Source organism: Pseudomonas sp. QL9, from assembly GCF_041409665.1.
In the GTDB taxonomy this organism is placed as follows: Bacteria; Pseudomonadota; Gammaproteobacteria; order Pseudomonadales; family Pseudomonadaceae; genus Pseudomonas; species Pseudomonas knackmussii.
Genome location: NZ_CP166971.1, coordinates 4705720 through 4726244, shown reverse-complemented (window position 1 = coordinate 4726244; position 20525 = coordinate 4705720). Strand labels below are relative to the sequence as shown.

Annotated in this window: 21 protein-coding genes; 1 reads left to right on the top strand and 20 read right to left on the bottom strand. The window is 67.0% G+C overall.

The window, feature by feature from the left end; genetic code table 11:
- Nucleotides 1-5: 5 nt before the first annotated feature.
- From ACA097_RS22030 to edd, 9 genes are all read right to left on the bottom strand, one after another.
- Complete coding sequence (locus ACA097_RS22030; RefSeq protein ID WP_371366001.1) at nucleotides 6-851, bottom strand: carbohydrate ABC transporter permease; 846 nt, start codon at nucleotides 849-851, stop codon at nucleotides 6-8.
- Entirely contained in the window at nucleotides 844-1770 is a 927-nt protein-coding gene (locus tag ACA097_RS22025) for a carbohydrate ABC transporter permease (RefSeq protein WP_043253617.1), read from the bottom strand. Before ACA097_RS22025 ends, ACA097_RS22030 begins: the two co-directional genes overlap by 8 nt.
- Nucleotides 1771-1872: 102 nt before the next feature.
- Complete coding sequence (locus ACA097_RS22020; RefSeq protein ID WP_371365999.1) at nucleotides 1873-3132, bottom strand: ABC transporter substrate-binding protein; 1260 nt, start codon at nucleotides 3130-3132, stop codon at nucleotides 1873-1875.
- Between the two features lie 362 nt (nucleotides 3133-3494).
- On the bottom strand, nucleotides 3495-5252 hold the full coding sequence (gene polX / locus ACA097_RS22015; protein WP_371365997.1) for a DNA polymerase/3'-5' exonuclease PolX: 1758 nt from the start codon (nucleotides 5250-5252) through the stop codon (nucleotides 3495-3497).
- Nucleotides 5253-5262: 10 nt separating this feature from the next.
- Nucleotides 5263-5730: a CBS domain-containing protein gene (locus tag ACA097_RS22010; RefSeq protein ID WP_160287802.1), complete on the bottom strand. Its 468-nt coding sequence runs from the start codon at nucleotides 5728-5730 to the stop codon at nucleotides 5263-5265.
- 140 nt (nucleotides 5731-5870) lie between these two features.
- Nucleotides 5871-7292 (bottom strand): ATP-binding protein, encoded by a 1422-nt coding sequence (locus ACA097_RS22005; RefSeq protein WP_371370559.1) that lies wholly within the window; start codon nucleotides 7290-7292, stop codon nucleotides 5871-5873.
- A 19-nt stretch (nucleotides 7293-7311) separates the two neighbouring features.
- Entirely contained in the window at nucleotides 7312-8046 is a 735-nt protein-coding gene (locus tag ACA097_RS22000) for a response regulator (RefSeq protein ID WP_043253623.1), read from the bottom strand.
- A 37-nt stretch (nucleotides 8047-8083) separates the two neighbouring features.
- A complete protein-coding gene (locus ACA097_RS21995) occupies nucleotides 8084-9067 on the bottom strand; it encodes a glucokinase (protein WP_371370558.1) in 984 nt (327 codons plus the stop codon).
- An 81-nt stretch (nucleotides 9068-9148) separates the two neighbouring features.
- Nucleotides 9149-10975: a phosphogluconate dehydratase gene (edd, locus tag ACA097_RS21990; protein ID WP_371365995.1), complete on the bottom strand. Its 1827-nt coding sequence runs from the start codon at nucleotides 10973-10975 to the stop codon at nucleotides 9149-9151.
- Between the two features lie 127 nt (nucleotides 10976-11102).
- On the opposite strand from edd, the gene gap reads away from it, so the two are divergent.
- Nucleotides 11103-12107, top strand: a complete 1005-nt coding sequence (gap, locus tag ACA097_RS21985) for a type I glyceraldehyde-3-phosphate dehydrogenase (protein WP_371365993.1) — start codon at nucleotides 11103-11105, stop codon at nucleotides 12105-12107.
- Nucleotides 12108-12113: 6 nt separating this feature from the next.
- Here the strand turns inward: gap and ACA097_RS21980 are convergent, their stop codons facing one another.
- The 11 genes from ACA097_RS21980 to ACA097_RS21930 form a co-directional block, all read right to left on the bottom strand.
- Nucleotides 12114-12866, bottom strand: a complete 753-nt coding sequence (locus ACA097_RS21980) for a carbonic anhydrase family protein (protein WP_371365991.1) — start codon at nucleotides 12864-12866, stop codon at nucleotides 12114-12116.
- A 163-nt stretch (nucleotides 12867-13029) separates the two neighbouring features.
- Nucleotides 13030-14166 (bottom strand): flagellar biosynthesis protein FlhB, encoded by a 1137-nt coding sequence (gene flhB, locus ACA097_RS21975; protein WP_371365989.1) that lies wholly within the window; start codon nucleotides 14164-14166, stop codon nucleotides 13030-13032.
- Nucleotides 14166-14942, bottom strand: coding sequence for a flagellar biosynthetic protein FliR (gene fliR, locus ACA097_RS21970; RefSeq protein ID WP_371365987.1), 777 nt, complete (start codon nucleotides 14940-14942; stop codon nucleotides 14166-14168). The genes flhB and fliR overlap by 1 nt, the downstream gene beginning before the upstream one ends.
- A complete protein-coding gene (gene fliQ, locus ACA097_RS21965; RefSeq protein ID WP_043253637.1) occupies nucleotides 14942-15211 on the bottom strand; it encodes a flagellar biosynthesis protein FliQ in 270 nt (89 codons plus the stop codon). The genes fliR and fliQ overlap by 1 nt, the downstream gene beginning before the upstream one ends.
- Nucleotides 15212-15229: 18 nt before the next feature.
- Entirely contained in the window at nucleotides 15230-16015 is a 786-nt protein-coding gene (gene fliP / locus ACA097_RS21960) for a flagellar type III secretion system pore protein FliP (protein WP_371365985.1), read from the bottom strand.
- The gene (gene fliO, locus ACA097_RS21955) at nucleotides 16012-16494 is read right to left on the bottom strand and encodes a flagellar biosynthetic protein FliO (RefSeq protein ID WP_043253641.1); all 483 of its coding nucleotides are present in this window, start codon (nucleotides 16492-16494) and stop codon (nucleotides 16012-16014) included. The genes fliP and fliO overlap by 4 nt, the downstream gene beginning before the upstream one ends.
- Nucleotides 16495-16496: 2 nt before the next feature.
- Nucleotides 16497-16961, bottom strand: coding sequence for a flagellar motor switch protein FliN (gene fliN, locus ACA097_RS21950; protein WP_043253643.1), 465 nt, complete (start codon nucleotides 16959-16961; stop codon nucleotides 16497-16499).
- Nucleotides 16962-16986: 25 nt separating this feature from the next.
- Nucleotides 16987-17958 carry a flagellar motor switch protein FliM gene (fliM, locus tag ACA097_RS21945; protein WP_043253644.1) on the bottom strand — a complete coding sequence of 324 codons (972 nt, stop codon included), beginning with the start codon at nucleotides 17956-17958 and terminating at the stop codon, nucleotides 16987-16989.
- Nucleotides 17959-17967: 9 nt separating this feature from the next.
- Entirely contained in the window at nucleotides 17968-18477 is a 510-nt protein-coding gene (gene fliL, locus ACA097_RS21940; RefSeq protein ID WP_043253646.1) for a flagellar basal body-associated protein FliL, read from the bottom strand.
- A 267-nt stretch (nucleotides 18478-18744) separates the two neighbouring features.
- Nucleotides 18745-20067, bottom strand: coding sequence for a flagellar hook-length control protein FliK (locus tag ACA097_RS21935; protein ID WP_371365982.1), 1323 nt, complete (start codon nucleotides 20065-20067; stop codon nucleotides 18745-18747).
- Between the two features lie 83 nt (nucleotides 20068-20150).
- Nucleotides 20151-20501, bottom strand: a complete 351-nt coding sequence (locus tag ACA097_RS21930) for an Hpt domain-containing protein (RefSeq protein WP_043253649.1) — start codon at nucleotides 20499-20501, stop codon at nucleotides 20151-20153.
- Nucleotides 20502-20525: the final 24 nt, after the last annotated feature.

Sequence of the window (20525 nt, the reverse complement as noted above, 5' to 3'; positions counted from 1 at the left end):
TTCGATTACCCCTTTACCGCGCCGGCAGTCAGCCCGCGCACGAAGTACTTGCCGGCCAGTACGTAGACCACCAGCGTGGGCAGCGCGGCGATCATCGCCGCGGCCATGTCGACGTTGTATTCCTTGACCCCGGTGCTGATGTTCACCAGGTTGTTCAGCGCCACCGTGATCGGCTGCGCGTCGCCGCTGGCGAACACCACGCCGAACAGGAAGTCGTTCCAGATCTGGGTGAATTGCCAGATCAGGCAGACCATCACGATGGGCGTGGACATCGGCATCAGGATGCGCGTGAAGATGGTGAAGAAGCCGGCGCCGTCGAGGCGCGCGGCCTTCACCAGGGCATCCGGGATGGTCACGAAGTAGTTGCGGAAGAACAGCGTGGTGAAGGCCAGGCCGTAGATGCAGTGGACGATCACCAGGCCGGCGGTGGTGTTGGCCAGGCCGAGCTTGCCGAGGGTGAAGGACATCGGCAGGAGGATCACCTGGAACGGCAGGAAGCAGCCGAACAGCAGCGCGCCGAAGAACAGCTGCGAGCCGCGGAAGCGCCACATCGACAGCACGTAGCCGTTCATGGCGCCGATGAAGGTGGAGATCAGCACGCCGGGTACCGTGATCTTCACCGAGTTCCAGAAGAAGTCGCCCACCGCACCCCAGGCCTTGACCCAGCCGATCACGGTGAACACGTCCGGCAGCGCCAGCAGGTTGCTGTTGCGGATGTCCTCGGGGGTCTTGAAGCTGGTCAGCAGCATGACCAGCAGCGGGATCACGTACAGCGCCACCGCGCCCCACAGGGTGGCGTGAACGGCCAGGCGACTGAGGCTGAAGGCAGGCTTGAGGGTCGCTTCACGCATGGCGCTTGCCTCGCAGTTCGGAATACAGGTACGGCACGACGATGGCGAGCACGGCGCCGAGCATCAGCATCGCGCTGGCCGCGCCCAGGCCCATCTGGCCGCGGGTGAAGGTGTGGGCGTACATGAACATCGCCGGCAGGTCCGAGGAGTAGCCGGGGCCGCCGGCGGTCATCGCGGCGACCAGGTCGAAGGCCTTGATGGCGATGTGCGCGAGGATCATCAGCGCGCTGAAGAACACCGGGCGCAGGCTCGGCAGGATGATCCGCAGATAGATGGTCGGCAGGCTCGCCCCATCCACCTGGGCGGCACGCACGATGGACGGATCGACCCCGCGCAGGCCGGCGAGGAACAGCGCCATGACGAAGCCGGAGGCCTGCCACACGGCGGCGATCACCAGGCAGTAGACGACGCGGTCGGGGTTCACCAGCCAGTCGAAGCGAAAGCCGGTCCAGCCCCAGTCGCGCAGCAGCTTGTCCAGCCCGAGGCCGGGGTTGAGCAGCCATTTCCAGGCGGTGCCGGTGACGATCATCGACAGCGCCATCGGGTACAGGTAGACGGTGCGGATGAAGCCTTCGCGGCGGATGCGCTGGTCGAGCAGCACGGCGAGGAACACACCGATAAGCAGGCAGACGAGGATGAACAGGCCACCGAACAGCAGCAGGTTCTTGCTCGCCACCCACCAGCGGTCGTTGTCCCACAGGCGCTGGTACTGGCTCAAGCCAGCCCAGGAATAGCTGGGCATGAAGCGCGAGTTGGTGAACGACAGCAGCAGCGTCCAGCCGATGTAGCCGTACACGCAGACCAGCACCACGAGCATGCTCGGGGCCAGCACCAGTTTCGGCAGCCAGCGTTGCAGGCCGTCGAGCAGCGACGCGCGCGCCGGCGCCGCGGGGGTATAGGTCGGAGTCTGGGTCGCCATGGGGTTTCTCACGTGCGAGGGAAGCCAGCCGGGCCATGGCGATGGCCCGGAACGGTCGTCGGGGGAATCAGGCGGCGCCGCGCGGAGGGCGCCGCTCGCGGCTTACTGCGCCGCTGCCTCGATCGCCGCGTAGAGCTGCTGGGCAGCCTTCTGCGGGTCCGCGGAGGGGTCGTTGAAGAAGTTGGTCACCACATCGAAGATGGCGCCCTGCACGTAGCTGGAGGCCGCCATGCTGTGGGCCATGCTCGGCACCAGGTTGCCGGCCGCGGAAGCCGCCTTGAAGTCCTTCATCGACTGCTGGGCGCAGGCGTCGAAGGGCGACATGTCGGCGTCGAGGCGAACCGGGATGGAGCCCTTGGCGAGGTTGAAGTCCTTCTGGAACGCCGGGTCGAGCACCGCGCGCGCCAGGTCTTCCTGGGCCTTGCGGTTGTCCGCGTTGCTCAGCTTGAACATCACCAGGGAATCGATGTTGTAGTCGAAGTCCTTCTGCGTGCCGGGGAACGGCAGGCATTGGTAGTCCTTGCCGGCGACCTTGTTGGCCGCGGTGAACTCGCTCTTGGCCCAGTCGCCCATGATCTGCATGCCGGCCTTGCCGTTGATGACCATGCTGGTGGCGACGTTCCACTCGCGGCCGGCGGCGTCGGCGTCGACGTAGCCGCGCAGCTTCTTCAGCGCCGCGAACACGTCGACCATCTGAGCACCGGTGAGGGTCGCTTTGTCCTGCTCGACAAAGGCCTTGCGGTAGCCTTCCGGGCCCATCTTGCTGAGCACCAGGTTCTCGAACAGGGTGCCGTCCTGCCACGGCTGGCTGCCGTGGGCCAAGGCGACGAAGCCGGCGGCCTTGAGCTTGTCGGCGGCGGCGAAGAACTCGTCGAGGGTGGTCGGCGGGGTAGCGCCGGCCTTCTTGAACACTTCCGGGTTGATGTACAGCCAGTTGACGCGGTGCACGTTGACCGGCACGGCGACGTAGTCGCCCTTGTACTTCATGACCTCGGCGACCTGCTTGGGCAGCAGCTGGTCCCACTTGCCCTCGGCGGCGACCTGGTTGAGGTCGGCGAGCAGGCCGAGCTGGCCCCATTCCTGGATGTCCGGCCCCTTGATCTGCGCGGCGGCCGGCGGATTGCCGGAAACGGCGCGGGTCTTCAGCACGGTCATGGCGGCCTCGCCACCGCCACCGGCGACAGCGAAGTCCTTCCAGGTGTGGCCCTTGGCCTGAACGAGCTTCTTCAGGGTTTCGGCGGCGCGCGCTTCACCGGGGGAGGTCCACCAGTGCAGGACTTCGACTTCGCCGGCGTGGGCCTGCAGGGAGAGGCAGAACGAGGACAGACAGACAGCAACGGAAAGGCGACGGAGCGCATTCATGGAGGGGGACCTGTTCTTGTTATTCGGGGCAAGTCTTCGCTTGCGGTGTTCCGAGTCTATCCAAGGCATTTCCTTCTCCGGGTAACGAAGCGATCTTCGATTGTCACGAGGTGGTGACATGCACGATCTCCTGCAGACAAGAACGCGCAAGGCTACCAGTACGGGGATATCCCCTGCAGAACCCTAGCACCGCCACAGGCGCTTGATGACGATCGGGACCGCCTGGCTCGCCGCTGCGCCAGGCACGTGGCAACTTGAGCTCGCGTGTAGCGGAATTCCAGATCGTCCGTCCTTGCCTGGCCGAGCACCTGACCGACCGCCAGGAGACGCCGGACCCCAGCGACGAATGAGCACCGTCGCCGTCATCGACTCCTTTGCAGCAATGACCGCAACTGCGCCAGGCTGCGCGTGTTGAGGACGTCGCCACGCTCGAGCCAGCCGCGCCGGGCCTGGCCGACGCCATAGTCGAGCAGGGCGAAGTCGGACACCCGATGCGCGTCCGAGGCGATGCTGACCAGCACGCCCTCCTCCTTGGCGAGCCGGCAGTAATGCTCATCCAGGTCCAGGCGCTGGGGTTGCGCGTTCAGCTCCAGGAAGCAGCCGCGCTGCCGCGCATGGCGGATCACCGCGCGCATGTCCACGGCAAAGGCGTCGCGCTCCAGCAGCAGGCGTCCGGTCGGGTGCGCCAGCACGGTGAACGAGGGCGAGTCCATCGCCCGCAGGATGCGTCGGGTCTGCTGCGCAGCGGACAGCCGGAAATAGCCATGCACGGCGCCCACCACGATATCGAGGCGCTCCAGCAGGCTGTCGGGGAGGTCCAGGCTGCCGTCGGCGAGGATGTCCACCTCGCACCCCTTGAGCAGGGTCAGGCCGTCCAGTTCCTCGTTGACCCGGTCGATCTCGTCCAGCTGCCGCGCCAGCCGCTCCGCATCCATTCCATGGGCGATATTCAGATGCTGCGAGTGATCGGTGATGGCCAGGTACTCCCAGCCCAGGCGCTGCGCCGCCAGCGCCATGTCACGGAGGCTGTTGCTGCCGTCGCTGTCGCGTGTGTGGCAATGCAGGTCGCCGCGCAGGTCGCGCAGTTCCACCAGATGCGGCAGTGCACCGCGTTCGGCGGCGTCGATCTCGCCGCTGTCCTCCCGCAGCTCGGGGACGATCCAGGGCAGGCCGAGCGCGCGGTAGACGCCCTCCTCGGTTTCCCCGGCGAGCCGCTCGTCGCCGCGAAACAGGCCGTACTCGTTGAGCTTGCAGCCGCGCTCGCGGGCACGTCGGCGCAGGGCTATGCCGTGGGCCTTGCTGCCGGTGAAGTACTGCAGCGCCGCGCCGAAGCTTTGCCGCCCGACGATGCGAAAATCCACCTGCAGGCCGCTGTCCAGGCGCACGCTGCTGCGTGTTCCCCCGGATGCCATGACTTCGCTGATCGGCGGGTAGTCCAGCACCGTCGCCATGACACGCGAGGCATCTTCGGCGCACAGGACGATATCCAGGTCGCCGATGGTATCCCGCCGTCGGCGCAGGCTGCCGGCGACCTGGGCATCCGTCACGCCCTCGAGCCCGCGGACGAACCGCAGCAAGGGCTCGGCCTGGGCGCGAGCGTCCGGTTGCAGGTGCCGGCGCTCGCTGGCGCTCCTGGCCTTCAGGGCCGTGGCGAGCTGCGTCAGCAGGCGCGGCCCGAAACCGTGCAGGCGCGCCAGGCGGCCATTGCCCAGGGCAGCCTGGAGGTCCTGCAACGAATCGATGCCCAGCTCCTGATGCAGCAGGCGCACCCGCTTCGGCCCGATGGACGGCAGGTGCAGCAGCTCGGTCTGCCCGGCCGGCACCTCGCCATGCAGGCGCTCGAGCAGCGGGCAGGTGCCGGTGCGGCTGATGACCTGGATCTTCTCGGCCAGGTCTTCGCCGATGCCGGGCAGCTTCGGCAAGGGCTCGCCGGCGAGTACGAGTGCGGCGAGCGAGGACTCCGCGCCGCGCACGCTGCGCGCCGCATTTCGATAGGCGCGAATGCGGAACGGGTTGGCCACCTCCAGCTCCAGCAGGTCGGCGATTTCCTCGAACACTCGGGCGATGCGCTCGTTATCCACCGCCGGCAGGCCGGCGCTTGCGCGCGGAGAGCCAGGCATGGCGGCTGGCCTACAGATCGTCCTCGGCGCGCTCGTGTTCCTCGCGCAGGTTCTGGTAGCCGACCAGCCGCGAGAGGTCGCGCAGGTTGTCGGCAAGGACACCCAGCAGGTCGTCGGCCGAGACGATCCCCACCAGCAGTCCCTGGGCGTCAACCACCGGCATGCGGCGGACGCCGAATTCGCGCATGCGGCCGATAACGTCGAAGAGGTCTTCGCTGTCCTTCGCAGTGATCAGGTTGCGCAGCTGGATGTCGCCAACCGGGATGCGTTCCGGCTCGGTCTCGTCGTTGGCGACTATCTCCAGAACAATGTCGCGGTCGGTGACTATGCCCACCGGGCGATAACGGTCGTGCTCGACCTGTTCGGCGAGCACCAGGTCGCCGACGTGGTAGTCCCTCATCAGTTGGGCAGCGGTGAGGATGGATTCGGTGGGTGCCGCGATGACGACGTCGCGGTTGCAGTATTCGCCGATGGCCATGATTCGTCTCCTGTGCAGGAAAGCGGGGATCGCTCGCCTTGCACGATGGGCGCGACGGATGGCAGCCATTTTGATCTTGATCAGCCCGTGCCCCCGATCACCCGGCAGGCCGGAAAAAACGGACGAACGGAGCGCTCACCCTACTCCACCGCCAGCCGCGGCAGTCGCAGGGTTACCCGCAAACCGCCCTCGCGGCGGTTCTGCAGGCTCACCTCACCGCCGTGGGTGTGCGCGATGTTGCGTGCGATACCCAGGCCCAAGCCATAACCCTGCCCTTTCTGGGACAGGCGCACGCGCGGCTCGAAGACCTGCTCCAGGCGCTGTTCGGGCACGCCCGGGCCGTTGTCGTCGACGTGCAGGACCAGGGCTTCGGCGCTGTCGTCTACATGCACGCAGGCGCGTTCGCCGTACTTCAGCGCGTTGTCCAGCAGGTTGCCTATGCAGCGCTTGAGCGCCAGCGGTTTGCCGGGGTAGGCCTCGCGCGCCGAGCCGAGCAGTTCGACGCGGCCGTCCGCCAGGTACGGACCGGTGATGTGCTGCAGCAGCTGGTTGATGTCCACCGGCTCGATGTTCTCGTGGATGTCGGTGTCCTTCACGCATTGCAGCGCGCCCTTGACCAGCAGCTCCAGTTCGTCGAGGTCCTGGCTGAACTTGTCGCGCTGCTGGTCGTCGTCCAGCAGCTCGACGCGCAGGCGCAGGCGCGTGATCGGCGTGCGCAGGTCGTGGGAGATGGCGCTGAACAGCTGGCCACGCTCGCTCAGGTAGCGGTCGATGCTCTCGCGCATGGTGTTGAAGGCGCGGCTCACCTCGACCAGTTCCCGCGCGCCGGCCTCTTCCAGCGGCTGCGCCGGACTGCCCAGGGCAAGGTCGCGGGCGGCGCGGGCCAGGCGTTTGAGCGGGCGGCTCTGCTGGTGCACCAGCAGGCCGGCGAACAGCAGCAGCAACAGGCTGGTGATGACGATGGAAAGCAGCTGCTGCGGTTGCAGCGTCTCCGGTTCGAGGCTGACGTAGGGAGCCGGCATCAGGCTGGCGATGTACAGCCACTCCTTCTCGCCAATGCGGATCTGCGTCACCAGCACCGGTGGCTTCACCGGCTCCAGGGTCAGCGCGTAGTGCGCCCAGGAACGCGGCAGCTCATCGAGCTTCAGCTCGCTGTTGAACAGGCGCAGGTCATCCGGGGCGACGAACTCGACCTCCTGCTCCACGTCTTTACCCAGCTTCTGGCGGAACACCTCGCGAACGATGTCGAGCACCGCCTGCTTGTTCGGCGTGTCCGGCAGCGCCTGCATTTGCAGCGGGCGTTCGTTGAGCGAGACGAAGAAGCGCGTGCCGCCCATGCTGCGCAGCTGGTCGAGCACCAGCGGGCGGTAACCCAGCGGCAACGAACGGAAGTAACTGACGCTCGCAGCCATCGAATAAGCCAGGCTGCGCGAGCTGGTGAGCAGGCCGTCGCGCTGGCTGGAGCGCAGGTGGGAAATCCAGAACAGGCTCGACAGCCCCTGGGCGACGAGAATCGCCAGCAGGGTCAGCAGCAGCATGCGCCCGAGCAGCGAGCGCGGGATCGGCGACCAGCGCCGCCGCTCAGCCATGGCTGACGAGGTGCGGGCGAACATGCGCCGCCAGCAGGTAGCCGCTGCCGCGCACGGTCTGGATCAGCCGCGCCGGCTTGCCGGTGTCGCGCAGACGCTGGCGCAGGCGGCTGACCGCCATGTCGACGATGCGCTCCAGCGGCATCACCTCGCGGCCACGGGTGGCGTTGGCGATGGTGTCGCGGTCGAGAATCTGCCGCGGGTGGTCGAGGAAAAGCTTGAGCAGGGCGAAGTCGGCGCCGCTGAGGAAGCATTCCTCGCCGTCTTCGTGGAACAGCCGGTGGCTCACCGTGTCCAGGCGCCAATCGTCGAACGCCAGCACCTCGCCGCCGCGCACCTGGGTGAATTGCGCGCGGCGCAGCAGGGCCTTGATCCGCGCCAGCAGTTCGCGCGGGCTGAACGGCTTGCCGAGGTAGTCGTCGGCGCCCAGTTCCAGGCCGATCACCCGGTCGGCCTCGTCGGAGCTGGCGGTCAGCATCATCACCGGCATGCAGGCCAGGCGCTGGTGCGAGCGAATCCAGCGGCAGAGGCTGAAGCCGTCTTCGTCGGGCAGCATCACATCGAGGATCGCCAGGGCCGATTCCTCGGCCAGCAGCGCGGCGCGGAAGGCAGCGCCGTCGGCGACGGCGCGCACCTGGAAGCCGGCGCGGCTCAGGTAGGCTTCCAGCAGTTCGCGGATTTCCTGGTCGTCGTCCACCAGCAGGATGGACTTGGCGGCTTGGCTCACGTTCGGTCCTTTCTTGTTGTTATTCGCCGTGCGGCATTCAGGCCTCGGCCAGCAACGCCTGTTCCAGGGCTACGCCGGCACCGAACAGGCCCGGATGCTTGGCGGTCATCACCCAGACCGGCACCTGGCTCAGGTACGGGCCGCTAGTCTTGCCGCGCGTGCAGAAGGCTTCGGCGAAACCACTGCGCTGGAAACGTTCGAGGAAGCGCGGAACGATGCCGCCGGTGATGTACACGCCGCCCAGGGCGCCGACGGTCATCACGGCGTTGCCGGCGACCCGCGCCAGCCACAGGAAGAAGTGCTCCAGCACGGCATCGCAGTATTCGTCGCCGGCCAGCGCGCGCTCACCGATCTGCGCCGCACTCAGCGCCAGCGGCTCGATGCCGTCGACCTGGCAGCTCAGGCGGTAGAGGTTCTCCAGGCCGCTGCCGGAGAGCACGCGCTCGGCCGAGACGTGGCCGTACTTCTCGCGCAGCAGCTGCCAGATGGCGAAGTCGCGCTCGCCGGTCACTGGCAGGTCGACGTGGCCACCCTCGCAGGGCAGCACTTCCCACCCGCCGCCGGGCAACGGCATCAGGCTGCCGACACCCAGGCCGGTTCCGGGGCCGATGATCAGCTTGGCGCGGCCTTCGAGGGCAGTGCCCTCACGTACCTGCACCAGCTCTTCGCCGGCGAGCCGCGAAGCGGCCCAGGCCATGGTGCTGAAGTCGTTGACCAGCAGCAGGTGGCTCAGGCCGAGCTCGGCGCGGAAGGCCGCGCGGTCGATCACCCAATGGTTGTTGGTGAAGCGGAAGTCGCCATCGCCGACCGGCCCGGCGCAGGCCAGGCAGACGTTCTCGACGGCACTGAGCGGCTGGCCGACACGGTGCAAATATTCGCGCACGGCGTCTTCCGGACGCGGGTAGTCGGCGCAGGCCAGGACTTCGACGGACTCCAGGCGCGCTTCACGCCAGAGGGCGAAGCGGGCGTTGGTCCCGCCGATGTCGCCGACCAGCGTTACGCTGGTCGGCTCTTGGAGCATGTTGTTGGAATTCATTGCGTGCTCGGGCAGCTGAAAGGTTTGAGCGGTGAACAACAGGCGAATCGTCCGCCAAGCGTCCTGCTACCGCAAGGCATTCAGCTCGGCGGTGAAGGCGCAGGCGCCCTCCTCTGCCGAGCTGAAGGACTGCCGCATGAAGGCGAACAGCTCGCGGCCCATGCCACTGCCATCGTCCTGCGGCAGAGGCGCCAGCGGACGCGCCTGCCATTCAGCCTCATCGACCAGCACACGCAGCTCGCCGGTGGTGCCGTCTACCCGCACGACATCGCCATCGCGCAGACGCGCCAGCGGGCCGCCGGCACTCGCTTCGGGCGACACGTGGATGGCCGCCGGCACCTTGCCGGAAGCGCCGGACATGCGCCCGTCGGTGACCAGCGCCACCTTGAAGCCGCGGTCCTGCAGCACGCCGAGGAACGGGGTCAGCTTGTGCAGCTCGGGCATACCGTTGAAGCGCGGGCCCTGGAAGCGCACCACGGCGACCAGGTCGCGCTCCAGCTCACCGGCCTTGAAGGCAGCGGCCAGGCTGGCCTGGTCGTGGAAGATGCGCACCGGCGCCTCGACCACCTGGTGTTCGCGGGCCACCGCGGAAACTTTCATCACGCCACGCCCGAGGTTGCCTTCCATCAGGCGCAGGCCGCCTTCCTTGGAGAAGGGGCGGTCGATCGGACGCAGCACGTCTTCGTCGAGGCTCTTGGTCGGGCCTTCGCGCCAGACCAGCTTGCCGCCGTCGAGGAAGGGCTCCTGCACATAACGGCGCAGGCCATGGCCGGCGACGGTGTGGACGTCTTCGTGGAGCAGTCCGCCATCGAGCAGCTGGCGGATCAGGAAGGACATGCCGCCCGCCGCCTGGAAGTGGTTGATGTCGGCCTGGCCGTTGGGGTAGATGCGCGCCAGCAGCGGCACCACTTCGGAGAGCTCGGCCATGTCCTGCCAGGTCAGCTGGACGCCAGCGGCCTGGGCGATGGCCAGCAGGTGCAGGGTGTGGTTGGTCGAGCCGCCGGTGGCCAGCAACGCCACCACCGAGTTGACGATGGCGCGCTCGTCGATGATCTCGGCCATGGGCACGTAGCTGCCGTTCTGCGGCGTCAGGCGACTGGCCTGGCGAGCGGCCTCGCGGGTCAGCTCGTCGCGCAGCGGGGTATTCGGGTTGACGAAGGAGGCACCCGGCAGGTGCAGGCCCATCACCTCGACCAGCAGCTGGTTGGTGTTGGCCGTGCCATAGAAGGTGCAGGTGCCCGGCGCGTGGTAGGAGGCCATCTCCGAGGCCAGCAGCTCCTCGCGGGTGGCCTTGCCCTCGGCGTACAGCTGGCGCACCGCGGCCTTCTCCTTGTTGGAGATACCGGTGGGCATCGGCCCGGCCGGGACGAACACCACCGGCAGGTGGCCGAAGCGCAGCGCGCCGATCAGCAGGCCGGGGACGATCTTGTCGCACACGCCCAGGCAGAGCGCGGCGTCGAACATGTTGTGCGACAGGGCGATGGCGGTGCCCATGGCGATCACGTCGCGGCTGGCCAGGGAGAGTTCCATGCCCGGCTCGCCCTGGGTCACGCCGTCGCACATGGCCGGCACGCCGCCGGCGAACTGGCCGACCGAGCCGATCTCGCGCAGGGCCTCCTTGATCAGCGCCGGGAAGACTTCCAGCGGCTGGTGCGCGGAAAGCATGTCGTTGTAGGCGGAGACGATGCCGACGTTGGCCTGGTTCATCAGGCGCAGTGCCTGCTTGTCACTTTCGCCGCAGGCGGCAACGCCGTGGGCGAGATTGCCGCAAGGCAGCGTGCCGCGGTGCGGGCCCTTGCTGGCCGCGGCCTGGACCATGGCGAGATAGCGCTGGCGGGTGGCGGCGCTGCGTTCCTGGATGCGGCGGGTGACTTCGAGCACACGGGGGTGCATGGCAGCATTCTCCTGCAGACTAACGATTGTTGTTTTTACAACATAATCATCGTTGAAAGGATGTTTACTTTTGAATCGAGAAAAAATTTAATGGTTTTTACCACAAAAACAACATAGAGACGACCTCATGACCCTCCGCCTGGCGATCAACGGATTCGGCCGAATCGGCCGCAACGTCCTCCGTGCCCTGTACACCTCAGACTACCGGCAACACCTCGAAGTGGTGGCGATCAACGACCTCGGCGACGCCGCCATCAACGCCCACCTGCTGCAGTACGACAGCGTCCACAGACGCTTTCCCGGCCAGGTCGAGCACGACGACAACAGCCTCACGGTGAATGGCGACCGCATCGCCGTCAGCGCCCTGCGCGATCCGGCGCAACTGCCCTGGAAAGGCCTCGACGTGGATATCGTCCTCGAATGCAGCGGGCATTTCACCAGCCGCGACAAGGCCGCAGCGCATCTGCAGGCCGGCGCGCGCAAGGTGATCGTCTCGGCGCCCGGCAAGGGTGTCGATGCCACCGTGGTCTACGGGGTCAATCACGAGCTGCTGCGCGCCTCCCACCAGATCATCTCCAACGCTTCCTGCACCACCAACTGCCTGGCGCCGGTGGCCCAGGTGCTGCACCGCGAACTGGGCATCGAACACGGCCTGATGACCACCATCCACGCCTACACCAATGACCAGAACCTCTCCGACGTCTACCACGAGGACATCTACCGCGCGCGCTCGGCGACCCAGTCGATGATCCCCACCCGCACCGGCGCCGCCGAGGCGGTGGGCCTGGTGCTGCCGGAGCTGGCCGGCAAGCTGACCGGCCTTGCCGTGCGCGTGCCGCTGATCAACGTCTCGCTGGTCGACCTCACGGTGCAGGTCGGCCGCGACTGCAGCGTCGAGGAGATCAACCAGCTGTTCAGGATAGCCAGCCAGGGCTCGCCCATCCTCGGCTACAACACCCAACCGCTGGTCTCGGTGGACTTCAACCACGACCCGCGCTCGGCGATCTTCGACGCCAACCACACCCGGGTCGCCGGCCGCCTGGTCAAGGTGATGGCCTGGTATGACAACGAGTGGGGCTTCTCCAACCGCATGCTCGACAACGCCCTGGCACTGTCGCGCGCGCCGGCCTGAGGCGCCTCAGAGGAAGAACTCCACCTCTCCGCCGTTGAGGTGGTAGAGCGAGCCGACCAACTTGATCCGCCCTTCCCGCTCCAGCCCGGCCAGCACCGGGCTGGACTGGCGGATGCGCTCGACGGTGAGCTGCACGTGGGTACGCGCCACCGCATCGACGAACGCAGGGTTCTTGGCGCTCCGTTCCCCCTCGAAGCGGGTCGCATCCACCGCCGGGCGGATCTTCACCAGCAGCCCGGTCAGGTGTCCCAACTGCGCGCCATCGATGGCGCCCTTGATGGCGCCGCAGGCGGTATGCCCCATCACCAGGACCAGCTTGGCCCCGGCCACCGCACAGGCGAATTCGAGGCTGCCGAGCAGATCGTCATTGGCGACGTTGCCGGCCACGCGTGCGTTGAAGGTGTCGGCGATGCCGACGTCGAAGAGGATTTCCGCCGGTGCCCGCGAATCGATGCAGCTGAGGATCGCCACCGCCGGATATTGGCCGTCGCGGCTCGCGCGCTTCTGCGCCAGGTAGTCGTGTTGCTGCATGCGCCCGCTGCGGAAACGCTGGTTGCCGGCTTTCAGCCGCTCGATGACTTGCTCGGGCGTCAACGCATCGCGCTCGGCACGGCCCAATGCCGCGGCCTGGACCTGAGCCGGCACACCTAGCCAGGTGCCCGCCAAGCCCAATGCGGCAAGGCCGGCGCCGGCCTTGAGCAGGGAACGGCGTTGCGGATCGGGTTGGGCATGCAGCGAACAGCAGTGCTTGGCGTCCAAGGAAACCTCCTGAGGCGGTCGAAAAAAGGGGCGCGATGTTTAGCACGCGCCCTGCCGCCCGTAGGGGCGGTCCGAGGATTCAGGATGTTTCCCACACACGAATAATCCCATTCCCACAAGAGAACGCGAATTTCGAGGAAGTCGCTGTCAGACGCCGATGCGATCAGGAGTCGCGGCGCAGGTCCGGCGGGATCGGTACGTCCGGCATCGGCCCCGGGCGCTTGCCCTTTCCGGCGCGGAACTGCTTGAGCTGGTAGACGTAGGCCAGCACCTGGGCCACCGCCAGGTAGAGGCCGGCGGGGATTTCCTGGTCCAGCTCGGTGGAGTAGTAGACCGCCCGCGCCAGCGCCGGCGACTCCAGCACCGTGACCTTGTGCTCCTGGGCCACCTCGCGGATCTTCAGCGCCATGAAGTCGTTGCCCTTGGCCAGCAGCTTCGGCGCACCACCGGCGGCGGCGTCGTATTTCAGCGCCACGGCGAAGTGCGTCGGGTTGGTGATGACCACGTCGGCATCCGGCACCGCCTGCATCATCCGTCGCTGCGCCATCTCGCGCTGCAGGCGGCGGACCTTGGCCTTGACCTCCGGCTTGCCCTCGGAGTCCTTGTACTCGTCGCGGATTTCCTGCTTGGTCATCAGCAGCTTCTGGCGGTTGTCCCAGAGCTGGTAGGGCACGTCCACCGCGGCGATCAGCAGCAGGCTGCAGGCCATCCAGAAGGCGCTCCAGCCGACCACCTTGACGCTCTGCACGATGGCCACTTCCAGCGGCTGGTGGAGCAAGGCGAGCAACGCGTCCTTGTCCGACTGCAGCACCAGGACCGCCACCGTCAGCACCACGATGAACTTCACCAACGCCTTGAACAACTCGAGCACCGACTTCGCGGAGAACATCCGCTTGATCCCTTCCAGCGGGTTCATGCGGCTGAACTTGGGCGCCAGCGCCTCGCCGGAGAACAGCCAGCCACCGAGGGCGATGGGGCCGATGATCGACGCCAGCAGCAACACGACCAGGATCGGCCAGAGCCCCTCCCCGGCCGTGCGCACGGCCGCACCGACCAGCTGCAGCATGCTGTCGCTGTTCATCACCGTCTCGCGCGGCAGGTCGAAGCTGCCGCGCATGATGCGCATCAGGTCGCCGGCCAGGCCCGCGCCATAGACCATAAGCGCGCCCGCACCGGCGATCAGCACGGCCAGCGTATTGAGCTCCTTGGAGCGCGGCAGCTGGCCTTTCTCTCTGGCCTCTCGTCGACGTTTCTCTGTGGGTTCTTCTGTCTTGTCCTGACCGCTCTCGCTTTCCGCCATCAGCGCACCCCCGCCAATTCACGGAGCAATTGCAGGCCCTCGCGGGCGAGGTCCTGGTATTGCGAGAGGATCTCGGCCGTGCCGATCCAGACGATGACGAAGCCCATCACCAGGGTCAGCGGGAATCCGATGGAGAAGATGTTCAGTTGCGGCGCGGCGCGGGTCATGGCGCCGAACGCGAGGTTGATCACCAGCAACGCGGTGACCGCCGGCAGGGCGATCAGCAGGCCGGCGCCGAGCACCCAGCCGAGCTTGCCGGCGACCGTGTACAGGTGGTCCGCGCTCAGAGCCTGGCCCACCGGCAGGGTGACGAAACTTTCGGCGAGCACCTCGAAGACCACCAGGTGGCCGTTCATGGCGAGGAACAGCAGGGTCACCAGCATGCTGAAGAACTGCCCCATCACCGGCACCGAGATGCCGTTGACCGGGTCCATGGTCGAGGCGAAGCCCAGGCCCATCTGCATCGACAGCAGCTGCCCGGCGACCACGAAGGCATGGAACATCAGCTGCAGGACGAAGCCGAGCATCACGCCGATGACGATCTGTTCGGCCACCAGCACCATTGCCTTCAGGCTCAGCGCATCGACCTGCGGCATCGGCGGCAGGTTCGGCGCCAGCACCACGCAGATGGCCAGCGCCAGGTACATGCGGATGCGCGCCGGGACCATGTGCGTGCTGAAGATCGGCATGCTCATCAGCAGCGCGCCGATGCGGAACAGCGGCAGCATGAAGCTGGACACCCAACTGCCGATCTGCGCGTTGCTCAGCTCGAACATCAGCCGATCAGCGTCGGGATGCTGGTGATCAGGTTCTGGGTGAACTCCATGAGCTGCCGCAGCAGCCAGGGGCCCAGGACGATCAGGGTGAGCAGCGAGACGAGCAGGCGCGGCAGGAAGCTCAGGGTCTGTTCGTTGATCTGCGTGGCGGCCTGGAACATGGCCACCACCAGGCCGACCAGCAGGCTCGGCACCACCAGCACCGCGACCAGCATGGCGGTCAGCCAGAGCGCCTGGCGGAACAGGTCGACGGCAACTTCCGGAGTCATGGCGGCCCTCCTATCGGGTCAAACGGTGCCGAAGCTGCCGGCCAGGGTGCCGATGATCAGCGCCCAGCCGTCCACCAGGACGAACAGCATCAGCTTGAACGGCAGCGAGATGATCAACGGCGAGAGCATCATCATGCCCATCGCCATGAGCACGCTGGACACCACCAGGTCGATGATCAGGAACGGGATGAAGATCATGAAGCCGATCTGGAACGCGGTCTTCAGCTCCGAGGTGACGAAGGCCGGGACCAGGATGGTCAGCGGCGTGGCGTCGGCGCTGGCGATGTCCTTGCGCTTGGACAGGCGGACGAACAGGTCGAGGTCCGATTGCCGGGTCTGCGCCAGCATGAAGGCCTTCAGCGGCACTTCGGCGCGGCTCAGCGCCTCCGGCGCCTGGATCTGCTGGTTCAGGTAGGGCTGCAGCGCGGTGACGTTGATCTTGTCGAACACCGGCGCCATGACGAACAGGGTGAGGAACAGGGCGAGGCCGATCATCACCTGGTTCGACGGCGTGCTCTGCAGGCCCAGCGCCTGGCGCAGGATGGAGAAGACAATGATGATCCGCGTGAAGCTGGTCATCAGCATGACGAACGCCGGGATGAAGCTCAGCGCGGTCATGATCAGCAGGATCTGCAGGCTGACCGAATACTCCTGCTGGCCCTGGGCGTTGGTGCTCAGGGTGATCGCCGGGACCGACAGCGGGTCCGGCGCGGCGGCGAAAGCCTGCGGCGCGAACAGCGCCAGCAGGCCGAAGAGCAGCGGCAGGCAGCGGCGCAGCACCGCTGCTACGACACGGGGACTCATTGCGGGCGGCCCTTGTCCTTGTTCAGCAGTTCCAGCAGGCGCTGGGCGAACTCCGGCGTGGCCGGCTCGGCGGGCTCGACGCTGCGCACCGGCTCCTTGAGCACGTGCAGCGGGGTGATGCGCCCCGGGGTCAGGCCGAGGAGGATCTGTTCCTCGCCGACCTGCACCAGCAACAGTCGGTCGCGCGGGCTCAGCGCCTGGCTGGCCACCAGCTTGATCGCCTGGTTGCTGCGCGGGCCGAAGTGCTGCATGCGCCGCACCAGCCAGGCGAGCAGGAAGATCAGGCCGACCACCAGCACCAGGCCGACCAGCAGCTGCAGCAGCTGCGCGCCGGCGCTGCCGGTGATCAGGCTCGGCGAGGTGCTGGCATGGACGATGGCCGGCGCCGGGGCGACGGCCGCATCGTCCTCGGCGGCCGACGCCAGGCCAGCGAGGCCGAGCAGCGGCAGGGTGAGGAGAAACGCGTACAGGCGGCCCATGGTCAGCGCAGCTTCTTGATGCGTTCGCTGGGGCTGATCACGTCGGTCAGGCGGATGCCGAACTTCTCGTTGACCACCACCACTTCGCCGTGGGCGATCAGGGTGCCGTTGACCAGTACGTCCAGCGGCTCGCCGGCCAGGCGGTCGAGTTCGATCACCGAGCCCTGGTTCAGCTGCAGCAGGTTGCGGATGGTGATGTCGGTGTGCCCGACCTCCATGGAAATGGTCACCGGGATGTCCAGGATCACGTCCAGGTTCGGCCCTTCCAGGCCGGCGATGGCCGGCGGGCGCGGGGCCATGCCGAACTCTTCCATCGGCGCGCGCGGCGCCGTCGGAACGGCCGGGGTGCCCTGGGCCATCAGGGCGTCGATGTCATCCTGGTTGGCGTCACCGGCTTCGGACAGGGCCGCGGCCCACTCATCCGCCAGGGCCTGTTCCTCGGCGCTTACTTTGTCTTCATCTGTCATTGTCGGGTCCTCGGAGGGGATTCGCTCAGCGCGGGCGCTCGAGCGGATCGAGAATCTGGAAGGCCAGGTTGCCCTTGTGCGAACCCAGCTTGACCTTGAACGAAGGCACGCCGTTGGCGCGCATGATCATGTGTTCGGGCAGCTCCACCGGGATCACGTCGCCCGGCTGCATGTGCAGGATGTCGCGCAGGCGCAGCTGGCGGCGCACCACGGTCGCGTCGATCGGCACGTTGACGTCGAGGATGTCCTCGCGAAGGGCGTTGATCCAGCGCTCGTCCTGGTCGTCGACGTCGGACTGGAAGCCGGCGTCGAGCATCTCGCGGATCGGCTCGATCATCGAATACGGCAGGGTCACATGGAGGTCGCCGCCGCCACCGTCGAGCTCGATGTGGAAGGTCGATACCACCACCACTTCGCTGGGGCTGACGATGTTGGCCATCGCCGGGTTCACTTCCGAGTTGACGTACTCGAAGGTGATCGGCAGCACTGCGCTCCAGGCCTCGGCGAGGTCGACGAAGGCCTGCTCGATGACCATGCGCACCACGCGCAGCTCGGTGGGGGTGAACTCGCGGCCCTCGATCTTGGCGTGACGGCCGTCGCCGCCGAAGAAGTTGTCCACCAGCTTGAACACCAGCTTGGCGTCGAGGATGAACAGGCCGGTGCCGCGCAGCGGCTTCATCTTCACCAGGTTGAGGCTGGTCGGCACGTACAGCGAGTGCACGTACTCGCCGAACTTCATCACCTGCACGCCGCCGACGGCGACATCCGCCGAACGGCGCAGCAGGTTGAACATGCTGATGCGGGTATAGCGGGCGAAGCGCTCGTTGATCATCTCCAGGGTCGGCATGCGTCCGCGGACGATGCGGTCCTGGCTGGTGAGGTCATAGGACTTGACCGCCGTCGGGTCCGACTCGGCTTCGGTTTCCACCAGGCCGTCGTCGACACCGTGCAACAGCGCGTCGATTTCGTCCTGGGAAAGCAGATCTTGCACGGCCATCGCGGCTACCTACTGGAGTACGAAATTGGTGAAAAGCACCTGCTCGACGGTCAGTTGACCGGTGGCCTTCTTCGCCACTTCCTGAATGCTGGCGGTGGCCTGCTGGCGCAACATCTCCTTGCCCACCGGAGTGGTCAGGGAATCGAAATTCTGACTGGAAAACAGCATCACCAGCTGGTTACGGACCAGCGGCATCTGTTCCTGCAGGGCATCGAGCTGGGCCTGGTCGCGGCCCATCAGCGCCACCGACACCTGCAGGTAGCGCTGCCGCCCGTTCTGGTTGAAGTTCACCACGAAGGAAGGCGCCAACACTTCATAGAGCGCCGGTTTCTTGCCACTGCTGGCTTCGGCAGGCGGAGGCTCGGCCGGCTTGGCGCCACGGCTGAGGAAGAACCAGGTGCCGCCCACGGAGGCGCCAACCGCCAGCAGGAAGGCCACGGCGATGATGATGATGAGCTTGAGCCGGCCCTTGCCGGCGCCGCCTTCGGCGGGAGGGGTCTGCTGATCGTTCTTAGCCATGCCAGAAATCCGTCACTTGCGCGTTCCGTTGCCTGTTCCCAAGGACAGGAGCAAGGGCTGTGCCAGGTCGCGATGCCTGGCTGCCGCGGCGGATATTACAGGGTGGCGGTGGCGGGAGCGAGGGGCCGCGCGAGGCTTTCGCGTTGATCTCCCGTAGGAGCGGATCTCATCCGCGAAGGCTCCACACCGAACCCCGGTAGGCGCGGGCTTTGCCCGCGATTCGCGAACAAGGTTCGCTCCTACAGGGTGCCGCGAACTCCGCCGGGATCAGGCGTAGTAGTCGACCATGCCCAACCCGCCGAGCTGCGGTCGGGCGCGGATCTCGCTGACGCCGCTGAGCATCGGCTCGTCGTCGCCTTCGGTGCTCGCCGTCGACGAACCACCGCGACCGTTGCCGCCGCCCTGCTGCTGGCCCTGCCAGCCGCGCGCCAGGGACTGGTCGGAGACGTTGACGTTCACCTGGGTCATGCCCTGCTGGTTGAACAGGTCGCGCAGGCGGTGCTGCTGGCTGTCCAGCGCCTCGCGCACGCCGGCGTTGGCGCTGGCGAAGGTGACCTGGGTCTGGTCGCTGGTCATGTGGATGCGCACTTCCAGGCGACCGAGGTCGGCCGGTTCCATCTGAATATCCGCCGACTTCAGGTTCTGGCTGGACATCCACATCACCCGGTCGACCACCTGGTCGGTCCAGCCGTTCTGCTGCATGGCCACCGGCTGGCCGGGCACCTGCGGGTTGACCGGGCGGTTGGTCAGCGCCTGGGGCGTACCGTTGAGCGCCTGGGTCAGCGCCTCCAGCTTGCCGGCGAAGGCGTCCTTGTTCGTCTCGGTCTTGGTCTCGCGGGCGTTTTCCGGCAGTTGCGCGGTCAGCACCTGCAGGTCGCCGTCCGCCACCTTGCCGTCTTCGGCCTTGGCCGCCTGGCCGGTCAGCCCGGCGAGCAGCGACTGCATGTCGAACTTGCCCTTGCCGTCTTCAGCCTTGTCCGTGCCTGCGCCCTTGACGTCGGTATCGACCTTGGCCTGGCCTTGCAACTGCGCCTGCAGGTTCTGGGCGACGCTGGCCGAATCGGTCGCAGCGGTGGCGTCGGCACCCGGCAGCAGGTTGACGCCCTGCGCCTGGTTGAGTTTCTGCAGGTCGCCGTCGCTGTTCGCCGCATTCAGCTGTGCCTGACCGGTCAGCGGAGTCGCGTCGGGCGTCGCCGGAGCTGGCAGCTGAGCTCCCAGGCCTAGCGCCAGCAACGGGTCGAGGCTGGCTTCGTCGGGCTTGTCGTCGCTGCTCGCGGTCTTGTCCTGGGCGTCGGCCGGCAAGGCCTTGCCGTCATCGGCAACCTTCGGCTGATCGCTGCCGCTGTCGGCCGCCTTGGCGCTGTCGTCCGAAGAGGAATCGTCCGCCGCCTTGGCCTTGTCGCGGCTGGGCCTGGCATGCGCAGCCGGGCGCTCCGGCGGCGCCGCGCGGTTCTCCTGGGCATAGACGTCGGCGAAGCTGGAACCCTTGTCGTTGGTGGTCGCCGTCGAGTCCTGCGCGGCCCTGGACGCGGTGGTCCGGGCGCTGGGCGCGGAAGGTGGCGAGAGCAAAATATCCGGGGCGACAGCCATCGGAAATCTCCGTTCGTGCTGAATGAGTGAAACGGAGATTGCAAGGGACGGGCCAGGTCTCTGGCCGATCCGCGAGGTATCGCTCAGGAGGCCGTAGGGCCAAGCGCTTCGAGCAAGCGGCGGACGCTGGCGAACTCGCTCTCCACCTCGGCGACCAGCGGTACAGCGGCGCTCAGGTTGCCGTGCCGGGCGAGGTCTTCCAGCTGTTTGCACAGGGAGGTGAGGCGCAGCGCCCCCATGTTGCCGCAGCTGCCCTTGAAGCTGTGCGCGGTGTGCCGCAGGGCGTGGGCATCGGCGTGCTGCAGCGCCTCGCGCAGGCCGCGCAGGCGCTCTTCGGAGTCGCCGATGAAAGTCTCCAGCAGCAGCGGAAACTCTTCAGCCATCACATCCTGCAATGCGCTGAGCACGGCATCGTCGAGATGCGCTTCGGACATTCGCTCACTCCCTGGCCGGCGGCG